The sequence below is a fragment of the Streptomyces erythrochromogenes genome (assembly GCF_036170895.1).
Lineage (GTDB): Bacteria > Actinomycetota > Actinomycetes > Streptomycetales > Streptomycetaceae > Streptomyces > Streptomyces erythrochromogenes.
Map to the genome: position 1 here is coordinate 1,635,648 of NZ_CP108036.1, position 18,731 is coordinate 1,654,378.

20 protein-coding genes are annotated in these 18,731 nt (G+C 72.0%); 15 read left to right on the forward strand and 5 right to left on the reverse strand.

Annotated features, from left to right (window positions below):
• Positions 1-260 precede the first annotated feature (260 nt).
• Positions 261-1,871 carry a PKD domain-containing protein gene (locus tag OHA91_RS07640; RefSeq protein ID WP_063835673.1) on the forward strand — a complete coding sequence of 537 codons (1,611 nt, stop codon included), beginning with the start codon at positions 261-263 and terminating at the stop codon, positions 1,869-1,871.
• A gap of 182 nt (positions 1,872-2,053) precedes the next feature.
• The gene (locus OHA91_RS07645) at positions 2,054-3,253 is read left to right on the forward strand and encodes a saccharopine dehydrogenase family protein (protein WP_328738904.1); all 1,200 of its coding nucleotides are present in this window, start codon (positions 2,054-2,056) and stop codon (positions 3,251-3,253) included.
• Between the two features lie 9 nt (positions 3,254-3,262).
• On the opposite strand, the gene OHA91_RS07650 is transcribed toward OHA91_RS07645, so the two are convergent.
• Positions 3,263-3,940, reverse strand: coding sequence for an endonuclease V (locus OHA91_RS07650; protein ID WP_328738905.1), 678 nt, complete (start codon positions 3,938-3,940; stop codon positions 3,263-3,265).
• A gap of 26 nt (positions 3,941-3,966) precedes the next feature.
• Between OHA91_RS07650 and OHA91_RS07655 the strand changes: the two genes are divergently transcribed.
• Positions 3,967-4,266: a YciI family protein gene (locus tag OHA91_RS07655; RefSeq protein ID WP_031157901.1), complete on the forward strand. Its 300-nt coding sequence runs from the start codon at positions 3,967-3,969 to the stop codon at positions 4,264-4,266.
• 93 nt (positions 4,267-4,359) lie between these two features.
• Here the strand turns inward: OHA91_RS07655 and OHA91_RS07660 are convergent, their stop codons facing one another.
• Positions 4,360-5,421 carry a WD40/YVTN/BNR-like repeat-containing protein gene (locus OHA91_RS07660; RefSeq protein ID WP_037634155.1) on the reverse strand — a complete coding sequence of 354 codons (1,062 nt, stop codon included), beginning with the start codon at positions 5,419-5,421 and terminating at the stop codon, positions 4,360-4,362.
• A 422-nt stretch (positions 5,422-5,843) separates the two neighbouring features.
• Here OHA91_RS07660 and ssgD point away from each other — a divergent pair, with 422 nt between their 5' ends.
• The 9 genes from ssgD (at position 5,844) to OHA91_RS07705 (ending at position 13,342) form a co-directional block, all read left to right on the forward strand.
• Positions 5,844-6,260: a spore wall synthesis regulator SsgD gene (gene ssgD / locus OHA91_RS07665; RefSeq protein WP_266493560.1), complete on the forward strand. Its 417-nt coding sequence runs from the start codon at positions 5,844-5,846 to the stop codon at positions 6,258-6,260.
• 290 nt (positions 6,261-6,550) lie between these two features.
• Complete coding sequence (locus tag OHA91_RS07670) at positions 6,551-8,191, forward strand: ABC-F family ATP-binding cassette domain-containing protein (RefSeq protein ID WP_031157908.1); 1,641 nt, start codon at positions 6,551-6,553, stop codon at positions 8,189-8,191.
• A gap of 132 nt (positions 8,192-8,323) precedes the next feature.
• Positions 8,324-9,175 carry a helix-turn-helix domain-containing protein gene (locus OHA91_RS07675; protein ID WP_031157910.1) on the forward strand — a complete coding sequence of 284 codons (852 nt, stop codon included), beginning with the start codon at positions 8,324-8,326 and terminating at the stop codon, positions 9,173-9,175.
• A 102-nt stretch (positions 9,176-9,277) separates the two neighbouring features.
• The gene (locus OHA91_RS07680) at positions 9,278-9,508 is read left to right on the forward strand and encodes a hypothetical protein (protein WP_051893906.1); all 231 of its coding nucleotides are present in this window, start codon (positions 9,278-9,280) and stop codon (positions 9,506-9,508) included.
• Positions 9,509-9,674: 166 nt separating this feature from the next.
• On the forward strand, positions 9,675-10,646 hold the full coding sequence (locus OHA91_RS07685; protein WP_031157914.1) for an acyl-ACP desaturase: 972 nt from the start codon (positions 9,675-9,677) through the stop codon (positions 10,644-10,646).
• A 72-nt stretch (positions 10,647-10,718) separates the two neighbouring features.
• Positions 10,719-11,021, forward strand: a complete 303-nt coding sequence (locus OHA91_RS07690; RefSeq protein ID WP_031157916.1) for a hypothetical protein — start codon at positions 10,719-10,721, stop codon at positions 11,019-11,021.
• Entirely contained in the window at positions 11,014-12,147 is a 1,134-nt protein-coding gene (locus tag OHA91_RS07695; RefSeq protein ID WP_328738906.1) for a WXG100 family type VII secretion target, read from the forward strand. Before OHA91_RS07690 ends, OHA91_RS07695 begins: the two co-directional genes overlap by 8 nt.
• A gap of 140 nt (positions 12,148-12,287) precedes the next feature.
• Complete coding sequence (locus OHA91_RS07700; RefSeq protein WP_031157920.1) at positions 12,288-12,764, forward strand: hypothetical protein; 477 nt, start codon at positions 12,288-12,290, stop codon at positions 12,762-12,764.
• The gene (locus tag OHA91_RS07705; protein WP_266493547.1) at positions 12,761-13,342 is read left to right on the forward strand and encodes a hypothetical protein; all 582 of its coding nucleotides are present in this window, start codon (positions 12,761-12,763) and stop codon (positions 13,340-13,342) included. Before OHA91_RS07700 ends, OHA91_RS07705 begins: the two co-directional genes overlap by 4 nt.
• A 1-nt stretch (position 13,343) precedes the next feature.
• Here OHA91_RS07705 and OHA91_RS07710 read toward each other — a convergent pair whose 3' ends face one another.
• Complete coding sequence (locus OHA91_RS07710; protein ID WP_031157925.1) at positions 13,344-13,595, reverse strand: WhiB family transcriptional regulator; 252 nt, start codon at positions 13,593-13,595, stop codon at positions 13,344-13,346.
• 144 nt (positions 13,596-13,739) lie between these two features.
• On the opposite strand from OHA91_RS07710, the gene OHA91_RS07715 reads away from it, so the two are divergent.
• Together OHA91_RS07715 and OHA91_RS07720 are read left to right on the forward strand one after the other, a co-directional pair.
• A complete protein-coding gene (locus tag OHA91_RS07715) occupies positions 13,740-14,507 on the forward strand; it encodes a hypothetical protein (protein WP_328738907.1) in 768 nt (255 codons plus the stop codon).
• Between the two features lie 60 nt (positions 14,508-14,567).
• Positions 14,568-14,969 (forward strand): hypothetical protein, encoded by a 402-nt coding sequence (locus tag OHA91_RS07720; RefSeq protein WP_266493540.1) that lies wholly within the window; start codon positions 14,568-14,570, stop codon positions 14,967-14,969.
• Between the two features lie 25 nt (positions 14,970-14,994).
• Here OHA91_RS07720 and ligD read toward each other — a convergent pair whose 3' ends face one another.
• The gene (gene ligD / locus OHA91_RS07725) at positions 14,995-16,014 is read right to left on the reverse strand and encodes a non-homologous end-joining DNA ligase (RefSeq protein WP_031157929.1); all 1,020 of its coding nucleotides are present in this window, start codon (positions 16,012-16,014) and stop codon (positions 14,995-14,997) included.
• A 75-nt stretch (positions 16,015-16,089) separates the two neighbouring features.
• Here ligD and OHA91_RS07730 point away from each other — a divergent pair, with 75 nt between their 5' ends.
• Positions 16,090-17,157 carry an ATP-dependent DNA ligase gene (locus tag OHA91_RS07730; protein WP_031157931.1) on the forward strand — a complete coding sequence of 356 codons (1,068 nt, stop codon included), beginning with the start codon at positions 16,090-16,092 and terminating at the stop codon, positions 17,155-17,157.
• Positions 17,158-17,259: 102 nt separating this feature from the next.
• On the opposite strand, the gene OHA91_RS07735 is transcribed toward OHA91_RS07730, so the two are convergent.
• Positions 17,260-18,696 (reverse strand): NAD(P)-binding protein, encoded by a 1,437-nt coding sequence (locus tag OHA91_RS07735; RefSeq protein ID WP_266493535.1) that lies wholly within the window; start codon positions 18,694-18,696, stop codon positions 17,260-17,262.
• Positions 18,697-18,731: the final 35 nt, after the last annotated feature.

The following is an 18,731-nucleotide window of genomic DNA, read 5'->3' on the forward strand; positions in this document are numbered from 1 at the left end:
ATGCTAGGAACGTGTTCCACCGAGCACAAGCCCCCGGGCCGCGCTCCGGCGGGATCGTCCGGAAGGGGAGGTTCCACCCCTCGAGAAGAGCGCGAGATCCAGGGGCGCACCCCCCTGATAGATCGTCCCGCGACTATGTACTCTGAACGAGCTTTCGAGCTGATCAAGCTTTCAATCAGATAAGTGGGGGATCGGTGCGCCGTCGCCGTCTTGTAATTTCCGCTGCCGCCATCGCGGCGGGCGTTGGTCTCATCCCGGGCGTGGCCCAGGCCGACCCGGCCAAGCCGGACGCACGCGGCACCACCGCGCCGGACCTGGACCTGGGTCTCGGCAAGGACGCCAAGTCCAAGAGCAACACCTTCACCAGCCCCGCTGACCGCACGGTCCGCAAGGCCACCGCCCCGTCTGCCAAGACCGGAGCGGCCGCGGCGCAGTCCGTCGCCTCCGCCAACCCGGACCTCGCGGTCGGCCTGACCGCGTACGGCGTCACGGCGCACGGCACCGAGGTGGACACCACCATCACGAGCGTGGACACGGCGCTCAAGGTCACCATCAACTGGGGCGACGGGAAGTCGGACGTCTTCGACGCCTACGGCTCCGACAGCCGGACCACGGCCCACACCTACGCCGAGGTCGGCTCCTACACGGTCAAGGTCACCGTGACGGACGCCGCGAACGCCGTCTCGGCCGTCAACGAGGTCGTCTTCGTCACCGCCGGCGCGGACTTCACCCCGTACGCCCCCACCCGCCTGCTGGACACCCGCAACGGGACCGGCGCACCGATGGGCATGGTCCAGCCGTACAGCTCGACCCGCGTGAAGGTCGGCGGCAACGGCGGGATCCCGGCCGGCGTCACCGCCGTGGTCCTCAACATCACGGTCACCAACACCTCCACCGAAGGCCACATCACCGCCTTCCCCGAGGGCACCGAGCGTCCGACCACGTCGAACGTCAACTACAAGGCCCGCCAGAGCGTCCCGAACCTGGTCATCGTGAAGGTCGGCAAGAACGGCTACGTCGAGATCGCCAACCGCGGCGGCGCCCCGGTCGACCTGATCGCCGACGTCACCGGCTACTTCTCCAAGACCGCGTCCAGCGGTTACACGCCGGTCACCCCGTCGCGCTTCGTCGACACCCGCGAGGGCCTCGGCACGGCGCAGGGCCAGCTCGGCGGCCGGAAGACCTTCTCCACCCAGATCAGCGGCCTGCGCGGCGTGCCCCAGGGCATCAGCGCCGTCGCGCTGAACGTGACGGTCACCAACCCGAAGGAGGCCGGCCACCTGTCGGTCTTCCCGGGCGGCGGCGCCACCCCGACCGCGTCCAACCTGAACTTCACCCCGGGCCAGACCATCGCCAACTCGGTGATCGTCCCCGTCAGCGCGGACGGCAAGATCAGCGTCTTCAACGGCGCCTGGGCGGGCACCGACGTCGTCGTCGACGTCGTCGGCTACTACAGCGCCGACAGCAAGAGCGCCTTCCTGCCGCTCTCGCCCGAGCGTCTGCTGGACACCCGCGACCCCCAGGACCCGGTCTACGGGAAGCTGTGGGGCCAGAGCTACATCTACATGCCGATGTCCTTCGACGACCCGAGCATCACGGGCTTCGTGCTGAACAGCACGGTCACCAACCCGGAGGGCGACGGGTACCTCACGGTCACCCCGGACCCGAACTCGATCGACGACTACATCAACGAGACGGCGAGCTGGCCGACGCCGCCGAACTCCTCGAACCTGAACTGGACGAAGGGCGCCACCGTCCCGAACCTGGTCCAGGCGAGCACCGGAAGCAACGGCATCATCGACCTCTGGAACCGGGGCTGGGACGACGTCGACCTGATCGTCGACCTCTTCGGCCTGTACCAGCAGGGCTGATCCACCGGCAGGTGAACCCCACGGCGCCCCGGGCGCGGCCGCACGGCCGTTCCCGGGGCGCCGTCGTCGTGCCGTCCCTTCGTGGCGGGTCATCCGCCGCACCCGTCCGGCACCTGCCCGCGCGGACGCCGGAGCACCGCGCTAGCCTCGGCCACCCACACCACCCACTCGGAGGAGCTCTCATGAACGCAGGGGTCCCGCAGGACCGACCGGAACGGGCCTACGACGTCGTGCTCTTCGGCGCCACCGGGTTCGTGGGGGCGCTGACCGCGGAATACCTCGCCGCGCACGCGCCCGCCGGCTGCCGGTGGGCCCTCGCCGGCCGGGACCTCGCGAAGCTGGAGCGGCTGCGCGAACGGCTGGCCTCGATCGATCCGGCGTGCGCCACGCTGCCGCTGCTGCGGGCCGACGCCCAGGACGCCGCCGCCGTACGCGAACTGGCCGCGTCCACCCGGGTGCTGGCCACGACCGTGGGACCGTACGTCTGGTACGGGGCCGGGCTCGTGGCCGCCTGCACCGAGGCGGGCACGGACTACGTGGACCTCACCGGCGAGCCGGAGTTCGTGGACCGGATGTACGTGGAGCACGACGCGCGGGCCCGCGAGACCGGCGCCCGGCTCGTGCACGCCTGCGGCTTCGACTCGATCCCGGCCGACCTCGGCGCGTACTTCACGGTCCGGCAGCTGCCGGAGGGGGTCCCGCTGACGGTCGACGGGTTCATGCGGTCCAACGCCTTCTTCTCCGGCGGGACCCTGGCCTCCGCGCTGACCGCGCTGGGCCGCGGCCCCCAGACCCTGGCGGCCGCGCACGCCCGCCGCCTGCACGAGCCCCGGCTGCGGGGGCGGCGGGCACGCGGCCCGCTGGGCGTGCCGCGGTTCAGCCGTGAGACCGGCACCTGGGCGCTCCCGCTGCCCTCGCTGGACCCGCGGATCGTGACCCGGTCGGCGGCCGCGCTGGAGCGCTACGGCCCGGACTTCCGCTACCGGCACTACGCCTCCGTCAAGCACCTGCCCGTCGCACTGGGCGGCACGGCGGCGGTCGGCGCGACGGCGGCCCTGGCACAGGTACCGCCGGCCCGGCGGTGGCTCATGAACCGCTGGGAGCCCGGCCGGGGGCCGGACGCGGAGCGGCGGGCGCGCAGCTGGTTCACCGTGCGGTTCGTGGGCGAGGGCGGCGGCCGGCGCGTGCTCACCGAGGTGTCGGGCGGCGACCCGGGCTACGGCGAGACGGCGAAGATGCTGGCGGAGTCGGCGCTCTGCCTGGCCCTCGACGCCCTGCCGGAGACGGCCGGGCAGGTGACGACCGCCGTGGCGATGGGCGACGCCCTCATCCACCGCCTGCAGAAGGCGGGGATCACCTTCCGGGTGGCCGATGCCCGCTGACGGACCGGCTCAGGAGGCCTCCCGCAGCGCCCTGCGGCACAGCGAGTCGGCGTGGCGGGTGGTCTCCGGGATCCGGAAGCGAGGGCTCAGGGCCAGGGCGTGCGCGCAGGCGTTGTCGAGCGAGACCCTGTGCCCGACGGAGACGTACACCGGCTTGATCGCGTCCTGAGTGCGCAGTGCCCGCCCGACCTCGGCGCCGTCGGCGGCGACCAGCGTGGAGGCGTCGCCCCGCCGGGTGCCCGGCTCCTCGTAGGTGAAGGTGAACGGGTTCTTCGCGACGCCGATGGACGGGAGCCCGGTGACCACCCCGAGGTGGCACGCGAGGCCGAAGCCGCGGGGGTGGGCGAGGCCGTAGCCGTCGCAGACCACGAGGCCGGGCTCGGCGGTCAGGGCGTCCAGGGCGGCCAGTACGGTCGGCAGCTCGCGGAAGGCGAGCAGCCCCGGCACGTAGGGGAAGCTGACGTGCCCGACGGCGGTGGCCTCCTCGACGACCTCCAGGGTGGCGGCGTCGAGCACCACGGCCGCGGCGGCTACCAGGTCGCGCGTGTCGTCGTAGGCGACGTCCACGCCGGCCACGAGCCCGCGGCCGGGCGGGGGGCCGGGCTCGTCGAGCACGACGTGATGGCGCAGTTCGTCCTGTATCGCCCGGGCCTCGGCCTCGTCGGCGGGGGTCTTCACACTCGTCATGATGGACCGAGAGTAGCCTGGCGATCATGTTCGTCATGGAGCTCACCTACACCGCGCCCCTCGAAGCCGTCGAGGACGAGATGGACGCCCACATCGCCTGGCTGGACGGCTACTACGCCACCGGCGTCTTCCTCGCGTCGGGACGCAAGGTGCCGCGCGACGGGGGCGTCGTCCTGGCCGGAGGGGTGTCCCGGGCCGAGATCGAGAAGATCGCGGCCGAGGACCCCTTCGTGGTCGCGGGCGTCTGCGCCTACCGCATCACCGAGTTCATCGCCACGAAGACCTCGGCGGACCTGGCGACGGTCCGGGAGAACCCGGTCACCTAGGCCGCCTCGTCCGGACTTGCCGGGCTCGCGTCGTCCTGGGGACCGCCTGCGGCGAGGCCCGCGGCCGGACCTCCGGCCGGGGACGGCCGGGGGTCAGCGGCGTTCCAGCCGTGCCACCCGGCCCTTCTCCCCCGCCGCCCAGCAGCCTGTGTCGGCCGCGCAGTCGACCGTGTCGAAGGATCCCGCGTCCAGCGGCCGCCAGCTGCGGCCCCCGTCCGTGGTCACGTCCGTGCCCGTGGGCCCGACCGCGAGGGCCGTCCCCCCGCTGTACGGGTACCAGGCCGCGCCCGACCGGTAGGCCGGCGGCGGGGTCGTCGCCTGGCGCCAGGTGCGTCCCCCGTCCGCGGACACCGCCGCGGCTCGCGGGGAGGCCTGCCCGGTGCGGTAGTCGCCGCCCACGGCGAGGCCCCTCGTACGGTCCCGGAAGGCGAGGGCGAAGACCCCCCGTGCGGGATCTCCCGCCGGAACGGTGGATTCGGCCACCCGCCAGGTCCGGCCGCGGTCCGCGGAGTGCAGGACCCGCGCGGTCGCTGCGCCGCCGGTGGCCAGCCAGACGTCGCGCGGGCCGGCGCTGACCAGGCACTGGCCGCTCGCGGCGAAGCCCGCCTCGCCCGGCAGCGCCCCGGGCATGCCCTCACTGGGCAGCACCCGCCAGTGGCGGCCGCCGTCGTCCGTGGACAGGATGCGGAACTTGCCGTCCACCGGATCGCTCATGGCCAGCCCGTGGCGGGCGTCGAAGAACGTGAGGCAGTCGTAGAAGGCACGCGGGTCGGGGTTGCGGAAGGTCTCGGTCCAGGTGGCGCCGCCGTCCTCGGTGCGCAACACCCTGGAGGCCTCGCCCTCGCCGATGGACAGGGCCACGGCGCGTCGCGCGTCGAAGGCCTCGATGTCGCGCAGCTCCAGTTGCTCCGCGACCGCGCCGGGCGGCGAGACGTCCTGCCAGCTGCGACCGCCGTCGAGCGTGCGCAGCACGGTCCCCTTGGAGCCGGCGACCCAGGCCGTGGAACGGCTGACCGCGGCGAGCCCCCGGAAGCGGGAGGTCTGCCCGGTGTCCTTGAGGGCCCAGCCGCTCGCGCGTAAGTCCTGTCCCCGGTCCTGCTCTTCGGCGTGCGCGGGGCCTGCGAGCACCCCGACCGCAAGGATTGCCGCGCACATGCCAATTCCAACATCCAGAAGTCTCATGGCGCCGGAAGCTAACGCACCGCGGATCCGCCCGTCCAGAGGGCGTCCCCGCCGCCTTCCGGGTCGCCCGGCCGCCGCCCCGGGGGGCCTCGCCGCCGCCCCCGGGCGCCCGGCCGCCGACCGCCGCACCCGCGCTTCAGCCCGTGCGTTGCGCCTGTGGAGTGAGCGACAACCGGCCCTTCTGAAGAGCCCCGTGGCCCTGCGCGGCACACCGTCCCACCTTCGCGCACTTCCGCCCACCCGGTCACTCTGTGCGATCACACAGGCAGGTTCCGGCCAGTCGGTGACACAGCTCACTCAAACGCCCATGCACGCATTCGCCGATTCCGGCGTCTATCGGGTTGCCGGGCCACACCCCACAGTCCGGCAGCAGATCCGCCGCAAGGGAGTGAGCCTTGATCACTGTCATCGAGCAGGCCGCGCAGGCCCGTCTGGTCGCCACCGCGCCGAAGGTCGAGACCGTTCCCGTCACCCTCTGTTACGACCGGGCGGATCCCTTCGCCGTTCGCATGGCCTTCCCCGCCCCGGCCACGCTGGAAGGTGTCGAGGTCTCGTGGACGTTCTCGCGCGAGCTGCTGGAGTCCGGGCTGGACCGCCCGTCCGGCTGCGGCGACGTGCGCGTGCGGCCGTACGACGGAGACCGGACCACGATCGAGTTCCACGCGGTGGAGGGCGTCGCGATCGTCCTGATGCTGACGGCCGAGCTGCACCGATTCCTGGAGCGGGCCGCGGCCGTGGTCCCGCCCGGCCTGGAGCACCTCTACCTCGACATGGACCACAGCCTGGCCGAGCTGATGCGCGACACCTGCTGAACCCCCCTGTCCCCGCCGTAAATCGTTTGCGGGCGGCCGGGGGCCGCCCGTAGCTTCGTTGACGCCCCATTGCCGTCGAACGGAGCAGGACGTTGCTCTTCTGAGGTCCGAGACACCGACCAGCGCGACCACCGCGACCACCGCGGTCACCGCGACCGTCAAGAACCCCCCGTGATCATCGACATCACGGCCACGGTCGCCGTCCCGCCCCTGTCGTGATCGCGTTCGCGATCCGAGCGTCGGCTGTCTCCCCGCGTTGCACGCACCACTCACGCAACCTGGAGGCCTCCATGAGCCACGCCCCTGCATTCATCACCTGTTCCGCCCTGTCCTTCGACTGGCCCGACGGAACCCCCGTGTTCGACGGGTTCCAGCTGGCCGTCGGCCCCGGCCGTACCGGCCTGATCGGACTCAACGGGAGTGGCAAGTCCACCCTGTTGAAGCTGATCGCCGGTGAACTTACCCCGTCCGAGGGCCAGTCGTCCGTAGCCGGCTCGGTCGGCTACCTCCCCCAGACCGTCACCCTCGACACCGCGCTGCGCGTGGACGAGGCGCTCGGCATCCGCACCGCCCGCGCCGCGCTGCACGCCATCGAGGCGGGCGAGGCCACGGAGGCGAACTTCGCCGCCGTCGGCGACGACTGGGACGTGGAGGAGCGGGCCCTGGCCACGCTCGACCAGCTCGGTCTCGCCCGGATCGGCCTGGACCGCACCGTCGGCGAGCTCTCCGGCGGCGAGTCCGTCCTGCTGCGCCTGGCCGCACTGCTGCTGGACCGTCCCGACGTCCTGCTGCTGGACGAGCCGACCAACAACCTTGACCTGCGCGCCCGGGGCCGCCTGTACGCGGCCGTCGAGTCCTGGTCCGGGGTGATGCTCCTGGTCAGCCACGACCGCGAGCTGCTGGAGCGGGTCGACCAGATCGCCGACCTGCGCGACGGTGAAGTCCGCTGGTACGGAGGGAACTTCACCGACTACGAGGAGATGCTCGCCGCCGAGCAGGACGCGGCCGAGCGCATGGTCCGGGTCGCGGAGGCCGACGTACAGCGGCAGAAGCGCGAACTGGCCGACGCACAGGTCAAATTGGCCCGGCGCAAGCGGTACGGCCAGAAGATGTACGAGAACAAGCGCGAGCCGAAGATCGTGATGGGCGCCCGCAAGCGTGCGGCACAGGAATCGGCCGGCAAGCACCGGATCATGCACACCGAGAAGCTGGCCCAGGCGAAGGAGCGGCTGGACCAGGCGGTGGAGGCGGTCCGCGACGACGCCGAGATCCGCATCGAACTGCCCGCGACCCTGGTCCCGCCGGGGCGGCGCGTCCTGACTCTCAGCGATGTGCACCTGCCGCACGGGGGCCGCGTACGGGGCGAGTGGGAGCTCCGGGGCCCGGAGCGGATCGCGCTGGTGGGCCGCAACGGCTCGGGGAAGACCACGCTGCTCCGCACGATCGCGGGGCAGCTAGCACCGGAGTCCGGGACGGCCGAGACCCATGTGACCACGCGGTTCCTGCCGCAGCGGCTGGACGTGCTGGACGAGGACCGCTCGGTCGTGGAGAACGTGGCGCGGTTCGCCCCGCAGGCCACCAACAACCTGATCCGGGCCCGGCTCGCGCACTTCCTCTTCCGGGGCGGGCGGGCGGACCGGCCGGCCGGCACCCTGTCGGGCGGCGAGCGGTTCCGGGCGGCACTGGCGGCGCTGCTTCTGGCGGAGCCCGCCCCGCAGCTCCTCATGCTGGACGAGCCGACGAACAACCTCGACCTGTCGAGCGTGCGGCAGCTGACCGACGCGCTGGAGTCGTACCAGGGCGCGCTCGTGGTGGCGAGCCACGACGTGCCGTTCCTGGAGTCGATCGGGGTGACGCGCTGGCTCCTGCTGGACGGCGAGCTGCGGCCGACCACGGCCGAGGAGGTCCGGGAGGCGCTGTGGCACGGCTGACCGGCTGACGGAGCACGGCGTACGCGGGTCCCCTCCCCGCGCGAGGGTGAGTCATACAGGGCGCGAAGGTCACCCCGTGTGAGACTTACGCTACAGACCGTAGCGAAACTCGGTCAGCGGGAGAGGGGAACCGTGCCACCCAGGAGCACACCCACCGCCAGGCAGCGGCGCCTCGGCTCCGAGCTGCGCAGACTCCGCGAGGAGTCGGGCACGTCGGTCCAGTGGGCCGCGGCGCTGCTCGGGGTCGACCGCACCCGGATCCCGAACATCGAGTCGGGCCGGATCGGCATCAGCGCCGAACGCGTCCGCACCCTCGCCCGCCACTACGGCTGCCGGCACCCGGAGCTCGTGGACCTGCTCGCGGGGATGGCGCAGGAGCGGGACAAGGGCTGGTGGGAGCGGCACCGGGGGGCACTGCCGCCCGGGCTGCTCGACATCTGCGAGCTGGAGCACCACGCGGTCGGGCTGCACACCGCGGTGACCACGCACATACCCGGACTGCTCCAGACCGAGGCGCACGCGCGGGCCGTCTTCGGCGTCGCCGACCCGCCGCTGCCGGAATCCGAGCTCCAGGCCCGCCTCGCGCTGCGGATGGGCCGCCAGCAGGTGTTCGCGCGGGAGCGGCCGCCGCTGTACGAGGCGGTGGTGCACGAGGCGGCGCTGCGGATGCGGTTCGGCGGGCCCGGGGTGGTCCGGGAGCAGCTGGAGCACGTACTCGCACAGTCGGAGCTGGAGCGTACGACGGTCCGGGTCATTCCGTTCAGCGCCGGCGGCTTCCCGGGGTCCGGGCAGTCCTTCACGTACGCCGCGGCGGCGCTGAGCCGGCTGGACACCGTGCAGCTGGACAGCTCGCACGGCTCGATGCTGGTCGACTCGGACCCGAAGCTGAGGCGGTACCGGGGGCTGCTGGAGCGGCTGCGCTCCCTGGCGCTGCCGGCGGCCGCCTCCCGCGATTTCATCCACACCGTCGTGCGGGACCTGTGACCGGGTCCGGGCCCCGGGCCCGTGTCATGGCCCTATGACCCACGGCCCACGGCCCCGAGGCCGACGGGGAGACCGAGGAGACCGAGGAGACCGGAGATCGACATGACCCCTTTCGAGGCCGCTTCGGCCACCCACCGGGACCACCGGGACATCGCCTGGTCGGAGCCCTTCTGCAGCGAGGGCGCCAACTGTTTCCGCTTCGGCCGCGACGCCGCCGGTCGGGCGTACATCGGAACGACGGGCTCCGGTGCGCACGTGTCCGACTCCGTCGAAGCCCTCCGGGCACTGGTCTCGGCCGTCAAGGCGGGGGCGGCCGACCACCTCCTCGCGTGATTTTGCCCTTTCGTTTCCCCTTCGAGGCCCTCTCAAACTGCACAAATAACCGGACGTAACCGGACATAGGTACGCCGAGGGCTTGGCTGGCCTTGATGTCAGGCTTAACCTACGACTCCGTAGGCTACGGAACCGTAGGTAATTCGCTTTGCACCCAGGAGTACCCGTGACGATCACCTCTCCCCACCTCGGCAGCTCGGAGGCGTGGACCGACGCCAAGCTGCTGTACGCGCTGGAAGAGGTGGTCGAAAAGGAGCTCAACCGCCACCTGCAGGTCACCAAGGACTGGATGCCCCACGAGTACGTTCCGTGGAGCGAGGGCCGGAACTTCCCGGGCTTCTTCGAGGACGGCGAGGCCTGGGACCCGCAGCAGTCCAAGGTCACCGACATCGGCAAGATCGCGCTGGTCGTGAACCTGCTGACCGAGGACAACCTCCCCAGCTACCACCACGAGATCGCGACGCTCTTCGGGCGCAACGGCGCGTGGGGCACCTGGGTGCACCGCTGGACGGCCGAGGAGGGCCGCCACGGCATCGTGATGCGCGACTACCTGCTGGCCTCGCGCGCCGTGGACCCGGACAAGCTGGAAGCGTTCCGCATGCAGCACATGTCGGAGGGCTTCGAGTCCGACAACCGCCACTCGATGCTGCACTCGGTGGCGTACGTGGCCTTCCAGGAGCTCGCCACGCGCATCTCGCACCGCAACACCGGCCACCAGTCCGGTGACCCGGTCTGCGACCGCATGCTGGCGCGCATCGCGCAGGACGAGAACCTGCACATGATCTTCTACCGCAACCTGCTGGGCGCGGCCTTCGAGCTCGCCCCGGACCTGACCATGCAGGCGGTGCGGGACGTCGTCGTCAACTTCCGGATGCCCGGACACGGCATGCCCGGTTTCGAGCGGATGGCCGCGCAGATGGCCATCGGCGGCGTCTACAACCTGCGGATCCACCACGACGACGTACTGGCGCCGGTCCTCCGCTTCCTCAAGGTCATGGACATCGCCGGCCTCGGCCCGGAGGGCCAGAAGGCCCAGGACGAGCTCGGCCTGTTCATGGACGGCCTGAACACCGAGGCCACGAAGTTCGACGAGAAGCTGGCCGCCCGCGCCGCGCGCCTCGCGGCCCGCAAGGGCTGACCGATTTCCGCCCGCTCGGGCGAGTGACGCCGATTGCCCTGGCAGAGCCGCGCTCTGCCAGGGTTTCGCGTCATGACGTCACTCCAGGTGGACATCGACCAGCTGACCCGTTTGACCCGCGCCCTGGACTCCTCGCTGAGCTCCCTGCGGGAGGCCCGGCGGGCCCTGGACCACGTGCGGCCCGACCAGCTGGGCACGGCGGATCTCGATGCGGCCTGCGACGGCTTCCAGGAACGGTGGGCCTACGGCACCCGGGAGCTGACCAAACGGGTCAAGGCCGTACGGGAGGGCGTGGACCGCAGCGCGGCGGAGTACGCGGAGCTGGAGCAGGCCGTCCGCACGGCCTTCCTCCGCGCGGCGGCCGCCCATGGCTGAGCACGCGGCGCTGGGCTTCGACCCGGCCCCCGGAAATCCGGCCGCGGTCCTGGCGTTGGCCAGGAAGCTCGGCGCGTCGGCGAAGTCGCTGGACGAGGCCTCCCGCGTGGTGACGGACCTCGTCTCGCACAGCTCTTCCTGGCAGGGCGAGGCGGCGACCGCCTTCCGGGCCTCCCTCTCGCGGGACCTCCCCCGCTACCTGGCCTCGGCCCACACCTCCCTGGCGGAGGCCGCCCGCCGGCTCACGGGCTGGCACGACACCCTGGTCGCGCACCGCGAGCTGGCCGCCCGCTACGAGGCCCAGGCCGCGGCGGCGAAGACCGAGGAGGCCCTCACCGACACCCGCCGCCTGGCCCGCGAACTCGCCGCCGAACACGCGGCGGCGGCCCGCCGCGTGGCCGCGACGCTGAACGCCGCGACGGACAAACTGGCCCCGAAGGAACCGGGCCTCCTGGCCTCGATCTGGCACAAGATCACCGAAGACCCGGCGGACGCCCTCTCCAACGCCTCGGCGATCCTGGGCTTCGTGGGCGCGCTGGTGGCGCTCGCCTGCCCGCCTGCCGGCCTCGCCATCATGCTGGTGGGCAGCGGCCTGTCCTTGGCGGCCCTGGCCATGCACGCTTCCGACCCGAAGTTCCGCAAGTCCCTGACGGACGGCTTGACCAAGGGCCAGTTCGACGCGGACTTCTGGAAAAGCAGCGTGACCCTCATGGGGGACACCGTCGGCTCGGTCCCGGGCGTGGCCGCCCTCGCCTCAGGTGCCAAGGCCGGAACGGCGGCCGCCCGCGCGGCCATGGCAGCCGCCCCGGAGGCCAGCGCACTGACAGGACTCAGCCCAGGGGCCACCGCCTTCCGCCAGGCAGCATGGTCCACGTCCGACGACCTGCGCCAGGTGGAGAGCCCCCTGACAGGATGGGCATTGCGGACCTCGACTCAGGAAACCCGAGACCGGGTAGGCGTAGCCGTGGCCGGCACAGGAGCCCTGACCGCCACACTCGACTACGGCCCGGACAACGAAACAGTCGAACACAGCTCGACGTCCGTGGACGGTGCCCGCGGGGTTCTGGAGGACGCTCCCTCAGCCATCAGAAAGTCCGGCCGCGTCTGGTCGGAGCTGAGGCCGTGACACATCCGAATTCCGTCCCTCCGGTCTGGTTCCGTCTGCCTCCCGGCTTCCATGACATCAGTCCTGGCGACAGGGCGACACTGGACGCATTCGCCGAGGCCTTGGGCAGCACTGACGCTCAACGGGAACTGTCCCAGCTCATGGACGACCTCGAAGAACTCGCCGGTCATGACGTCGTGCACACCGCGATCGGCTTTCACCCCGAGGAGCCGGTCGGCGTCGCGACGTCGTTGTTCTCGCTGACCGTCCGGCCGGCCCAACAGCCCAATCCCCGGCTTACCGTGGCACGTACGGCACTGGCGATCGCACGCTCGCCACATTGGACCAGCTGCATCCGCCAGTTCATCGAGTTGCCGTCCGGGCTTCCCTGCTGCCTGGTCGCGGGCACCATTTGTGTGCCCGACGTGGAGAATCGTCTATTTCAGGCCAGAGTCGCGACTGTGCATCCGGATGGGCTCCACCTACTCGTCCTCGATCTGACCAGCGCTTCAGCACAGCACGCTGAGGCCTATACGAACATCCTTGAGGCGGTCGCACACACCGCCCTCTTCTCGGACCCCGATGCAAGTGCGCCGACAGCAGCCGGTACCTCACGCATCCTGGAGGTGCTCCTATGAGCCTCGCAGTCGCCAAGGTGGCCTGGGACCACCCTCCGACGGTTGTCGGCTTCCGGCGGCTCGTCCTCCGCCGCCTCGGATGGGTGTTCAGTCTCGGGGGGCCCCCGCTGATTGCGCTGGCCTGCATCGGCCGCGTCCCCCACGCAGGAACAGCCTTCGCCCTGATCACCATGCTCGCCGCGCCGCTTCTTCCATGGGTGCTCACCGCGTACATCAGGCGCCATCGGGTCAAGGCCGTACTGCGGTCCTACCCCTGGGGCGAGTGGCCGTGCCGGCACCCGCTCCGACCGCCCGGGAGCCCGGCGACGATCGCGATTCCCTTTCGGGAGGACTTCACGGCCACGCTGCGGATCCTTCCGTTCCCCATTGCGCTCGCGCAGTTGGAGAACGATCACCCGGACCGGATCTGGTTCGCGGGCGACCCCCGCTTCGGTGGGGTCGTGTCGCCCGTCGGGGGGCACTACCCCGTGCGGGTCGTGCCCCACACGCCGCGGCGCGAGGAGTGCGGTGGCGAGGGGTTCGACCTCGCGCGGCGGGTGGGGTTGGTTCGTGCCAGCGGGAAGGCCACGCGGACCTGAGTCAGCGGCGGCGGGGGCGCAGCGCGAGGCGCTCCGCCTCCGAGAGGCCGCCCCAGACCCCGAATCGCTCGTCATTGGCCAGGGCGTACTCCAGGCACGCCGCCCGCCCCTCGCACGCCCCGCACAGCCGCTTCGCATCGCGCAATGAGGAGCCCGGCTCCGGGAAGAAGAAGCCCGGGCCGGTCTGGGCGCACAGGGCGAGTTCGTACCAGGCGGTGGTGTCGGTGGCTGCGGCAGAGGTGTTCGTAGACATGCCGCAGATACTGGTCAGCGCGGATGGACGTCCGCTATACGCCTGATCAACATGACGTACGCATCCCCTCCCAGAGCATCGCATCCCCCACTGACAACGGGCCTCACCCGCCCCGGTAGTGAACGTGCGGCAGGATGCGGGCACATGACTCTCTCGTCGCGCTTCGACTTGCCGGGACAGATACGGTCCGTCGCCGCCCAGCACCCTTCCGGCCCCCTGTACGCAACCACTTACGGGGCGAATCCGCTGGAGACGGTCGTCTCGTCGGTCGATCTGTCCGGGCGGGTCCTGTGGCAGCGGGCGTATCCGGGCACCGGACGCCCTCGATCCCGGCTGTCGCCGAGCGGCACTCTCTGGCTCGCGCGGCCGACGGATGGGGGCGGCCGGGCACTGGAGGGCATCCTTCCCGACGGTTCGGTGGACCGGACCGTCATCCTGCCGTGCCGGGCAGGAGAGGAGGTGGCGGCCTTCGTCGCGCTCGGCGACGGCTTCTGCGTCAGTTGGGCCGGCGCCGCCCCGATGCTGCTCGCACCGGGCTGGAGACCGTCACAGGTGCCACGCGTCGCACGGTACAGCCGGGACGGGCAATGCCTGTGGTCGACGCCGATCGACCTCGGCCCGGTCTCGCACCCCGGCATGCTCGAGGTGAACGCGGAGACCGGCTGGGAGGTACGAACGGCGGCGCCGCGACCGCCGGAGTGGGTGGAAGCCGCCCGTTGGGAGCCGCTGCTCGTGTCCGGCGACAGGGTCGCGGCCGGTTTCGCCGATGGCCGGAGCGGCGTCGGGCGAACCTTCTTCCTGGACTTCGTGAGCGGTGCGCTCGTCGCCGTCACGGACCCCGGGCCCTCACGCCGCAATGCGATCGCAGGTCATGGTGCCTTCCTGGTCGGCACCCTGGGTTACGGGGCGTGAGCCACGCGCCGTTTCGGCCGCGACGGAATGGAGGGCGCCCGCTGGGACTGCCACGGGGCGATGACCGTGGACGGGCTCGGCACCGTTCGCGGCCTCTCGCTGTCGGTCACCCCGTCCTCCACGTCGCGATTCCGTCGGCTGACCAACTCGAACGGCCGTGTGGACGGGCCTCATCTGGCCGACCGCCACATCTCGCATCCGGCGGTGGACACCAACGGCACCACGGTGTTCTGGCATGACGGAAAGCTGGTCGCCGTCGACTCGGACATGGCCCTGCGCGAGTTGTTCGTGTCGGACGACGACAGGAACGTGCCGGGACGCACCCTGCTGCTCGGAGGAGGCCTCGTCGTCCAGTCCCTGGGCAGCGAGATCCTCGCCTTCCGGACGGATCTGGCCGCCCTGGCCGATGGTCCGTGGCCGTGCGGCGATGCGAACCTCCTGGGCAATCCCGTGCTGGAGTGACGGGGCCCGGTGGCGATGGGCGGGGTCAGTCCTTGTGTTTGGCGCGGCTGGGCTGGACGCGTTTGGGTTCGCCCGGCATTTTCGGGTAGTCCGGGGGGTACGGCATGTCGCCCAGGCCGTGGTCGTGTTCGTCGCGGGCCGCGAGTTCCAGAACGGCGTCCAGGGTGAAGGCGTGGTCTTCCATGTCCGCGTGCACATCGCCCAGTTCCGCGAAGCGGGCCGGCATCGTCACGATGTCGAAGTCCCGCGGCTCGGCGTCGTCCACCTCGTCCCAGCGCAGCGGCGCCGAGACCGGGGCGTGCGGGCGGGGGCGGACCGAGTAGGCGGAGGCGATCGTGCGGTCCCGCGCCGTCTGGTTGTAGTCGACGAAGATCCGCTCGCCGCGCTCCTCCTTCCACCAGGCCGTCGTGACCTTGCCCGGCATGCGGCGCTCCAGTTCCCGGCCGAGGGCGATGGCGCACCGGCGGACCTCGGTGAAGGTCCAGCGCGGCTCGATCGGGACGAAGACGTGCAGTCCCCGGCCGCCGGAGGTCTTGGGCCAGCCGCGCAGGCCCAGCTCTTCCAGCAGGGCGCGCAGCTGGTGGGCGGCGGCCACCGCGTGGTGGTAGTCGGTGCCCGGTTGGGGGTCCAGGTCGATGCGCAGTTCGTCGGGCCGGTCGGTGTCCTCACGGCGCACGGGCCAGGGGTGGAAGGTGAGGCAGCCCAGGTTGGCCGCCCACAGGACGGCGGCGGGCTCGGTCGGGCAGATCTCGTCGGCCGTACGGCCGCTCGGGAAGGCGATGTGGGCGGTCGGGATCCATTCGGGGAGGTTCTTCGGGGCCCGTTTCTGGAAGAAGGACTCGCCCTCCACCCCGTCGGGATAGCGCTCCAGGGTCGTCGGCCGGTCGCGGAGGGCGCGGAGGATGCCGTCCGCGACCGCCAGGTAGTACTCGGCGACGTGCCTCTTGGTGAGCCCGCGCTCCGGGAAGTAGACCTTGTCCGGGCTGGACAGCCGTACCGTCCGCCCGGCCGCCTCCAGCTCGATCGCATTGCCAGCAGCACCCATGTGGGCCACCGTAGGCGGGCCGGACCGCTGCCGCATACCGGGCGGGTCCGGATATACCACCGCAGAATCGAGGGCATGGATCTGCCAGTGATGCCTCCGGTCAAACCGATGCTCGCCAAGTCGGTGGCGAAGATCCCGCCCGGCATGCAGTACGAGGCCAAGTGGGACGGCTTCCGGGCGGTCGTGCACCGCGACGGCGACGAGGTCGAGGTGGGCAGCCGCACGGGTAAGTCCTTGACCAGGTACTTTCCCGAGCTGGTGGAGGCCCTGAAGGAGAATCTGCCCGTCCGCTGCGTCGTGGACGGCGAGATCGTGATCGTCCACGACGGGCGTCTGGACTTCGACCGGCTGACCGAGCGGATCCACCCCGCGCAGTCCCGTGTCGCCCTTCTGGCCGAGACGACCCCCGCCAGCTTCATCGCCTTCGACCTGCTCGCCCTCGGCGACGAGGCCCTCCTCGACGCCCCGCTCACCGACCGCCGTTCCGCCCTGGTCAGCTCCCTCTCCACTGCACGGCCCCCCGTCCACCTCGCGCCCGCGACCACCGACCCCGCGCTCGCGCAGGAGTGGTTCGAGCGGTTCGAGGGCGCCGGGCTCGACGGGGTGATCGCCAAACCGCTCGATCTCCCCTACCGGCCCGATGCCCGCCTCATGTACAAGATCAAGCACGAACGTACCGCCGACGTCGTCGTCGCCGGTTTCCGTTTCCACAAGAGCGGTCCGATTGTCGGATCGCTCCTGCTCGGCCTGCACGACGCTCAGGGCACGCTCCAGCACGTGGGCGTCTGCGCGGCCTTCCCCATGAAGCGCCGGGCCGAGCTGGTGGAGGAGCTCGAACCGCTGCGGATGCCCGACCCGACCGGCCACCCGTGGGCCGCCTGGGCCGAGGAGTCCGCGCACGAGAGCGCCCGGCTCCCCGGCGCACAGAGCCGCTGGACCGGCAAGAAGGACCTCTCGTGGGTGCCGCTGCGCCCGGAGCGCGTCATCGAGGTCGCGTACGACCACATGGAGGGGGACCGCTTCCGGCACACCGCGCAGTTCCGGCGCTGGCGGACCGACCGGACGCCCGAGAGCTGCACCTACGCCCAGCTGGAGGAGGTCGTGGGCTACGACCTCGCCGAGGTGCTCGGGCAGGCCGGCTGAGGCCGGCCCGCCCGGTCTGCCCGGTCCGCATCAGAGGCCGGCCCCGCCCCCCGGTCCGCCCGGCCCGCCCGGTCCGCATCTGAGGCCGGGGCCGCCGCCCCGTCAGCCCGCCGTGAGCTTCTCCCACTCCTCCCGGTCCGGTCCCGCCTCGTTCGGCGCGTAGTCCGGCCGCGTCGCCAGCCAGCGTGCCACCCGGGCCCGGATCTCCGGGTCCGCGTACGCCCGCTCCGGCGGCTCCGCCAGGTGCCGGACCCGCGCCCGCGCCCGCATCACCTCGGGGTCCTCCAGCGCACAGTCGAACAGCGCGGCCACCTCCCGCGCCGTCCCCGTACGCCCCGCCCGCGTCGCGAAGCGCTCGCCGATGGCCGCGTCGGCCACCACCTGGAAGTCGAACCACGGTTTCAGGGTCCGCACCGCCCACTCGTGGTGGTCGACGGCGAACCGGTCCGACCCGGGGTCCCGGTGCGCCGTACGGGCCACCCTGCGCGCCGCCCACAGCGCGAGGGAGGTGCCCTGCCCGAGGGTCGGGTTGGTGTGCGTGATCGAGTCGCCGACCGGCACCAGCCCGGTCACCACGGGACCGCGCTCGTCCACCAGCGCGCTCCAGCGGTTGTCCAGGCCGGCCGTGGCCAGTACCCCCGACAGCGGCTCGGCGCCGAGTGCCAGCCAGGCCTCGCCGGGCGGGAAGGAACGCGCCGCCCGCTCGAAGACCGCGGGGTCGCGCAGCGCCGAGCGCGTGGTGTCCGCGGTGTGCACGAACAGCGTCACGGCGAAGACCCCGTTGTCGGCCGGGAAGACCGCGCACCCGGCGAAGGCGCCGCCGGTCACCGCCCAGGGCCGCCGCGGCCCCTCGTCCATCCCCTCCGGCATCCGGTACCAGCGGCAGAAGTACGCGAGCCCCGTGCGGTGCCGTTCCACGACGGGCGGCCGGCAGCCCACCGCGCCGAGCCTGCGCTCGATACCGCCGCGGCGGCCGCCCGCGTCCACGACGAGGTCCCCCTGGTAGCCCCCCGCCTCCGTGATCACCCCCGTCACCCGGATCCCGTCGGCCTCGCCGGCCCCGCCAGGTTCGCCCGCGGCCGAGTCGTCCCCGGCCTGCGACGCGGTGGTGAGTCCCGTGACCGGCTCCCCGTGGCGGACGACCGCTCCGGGCTCGGCGCGCAGCGCCGTGGCCAGCGCGCTCTCCAGCACGATGCGCCGCGCCTGGAGCATCACGAGGTCCTGGTCGCCGGGCAGCTCGGGCGGCCGTACCTCGAACCAGTCCAGCTCGTGCCGCTCACGGGCGCCGAGGCGGAGCATCTCCGCGTACACGTCGGGAAGATCGTCCCGCAGGACGTTGCGGGCGGCACCCAGCAGCGCGTGCGGCTGGACCGCCTGCGGTACGGTCGGCCGCCGCCAGCCGAAGAAGTCGCGGTCGAGCGCGGTACCGGGGGCTCGCGTGTCGCGCTCGAACAGCTCCGCCGTGTGTCCTCGCCGCGCCGCGAGCAGGGCGGTGGCGAGCCCGCCGACGCCGCCGCCGATGACCAGCACATGTGCCATGGAACGTCCCCCGAACCGTTGGACCGTACGACGAT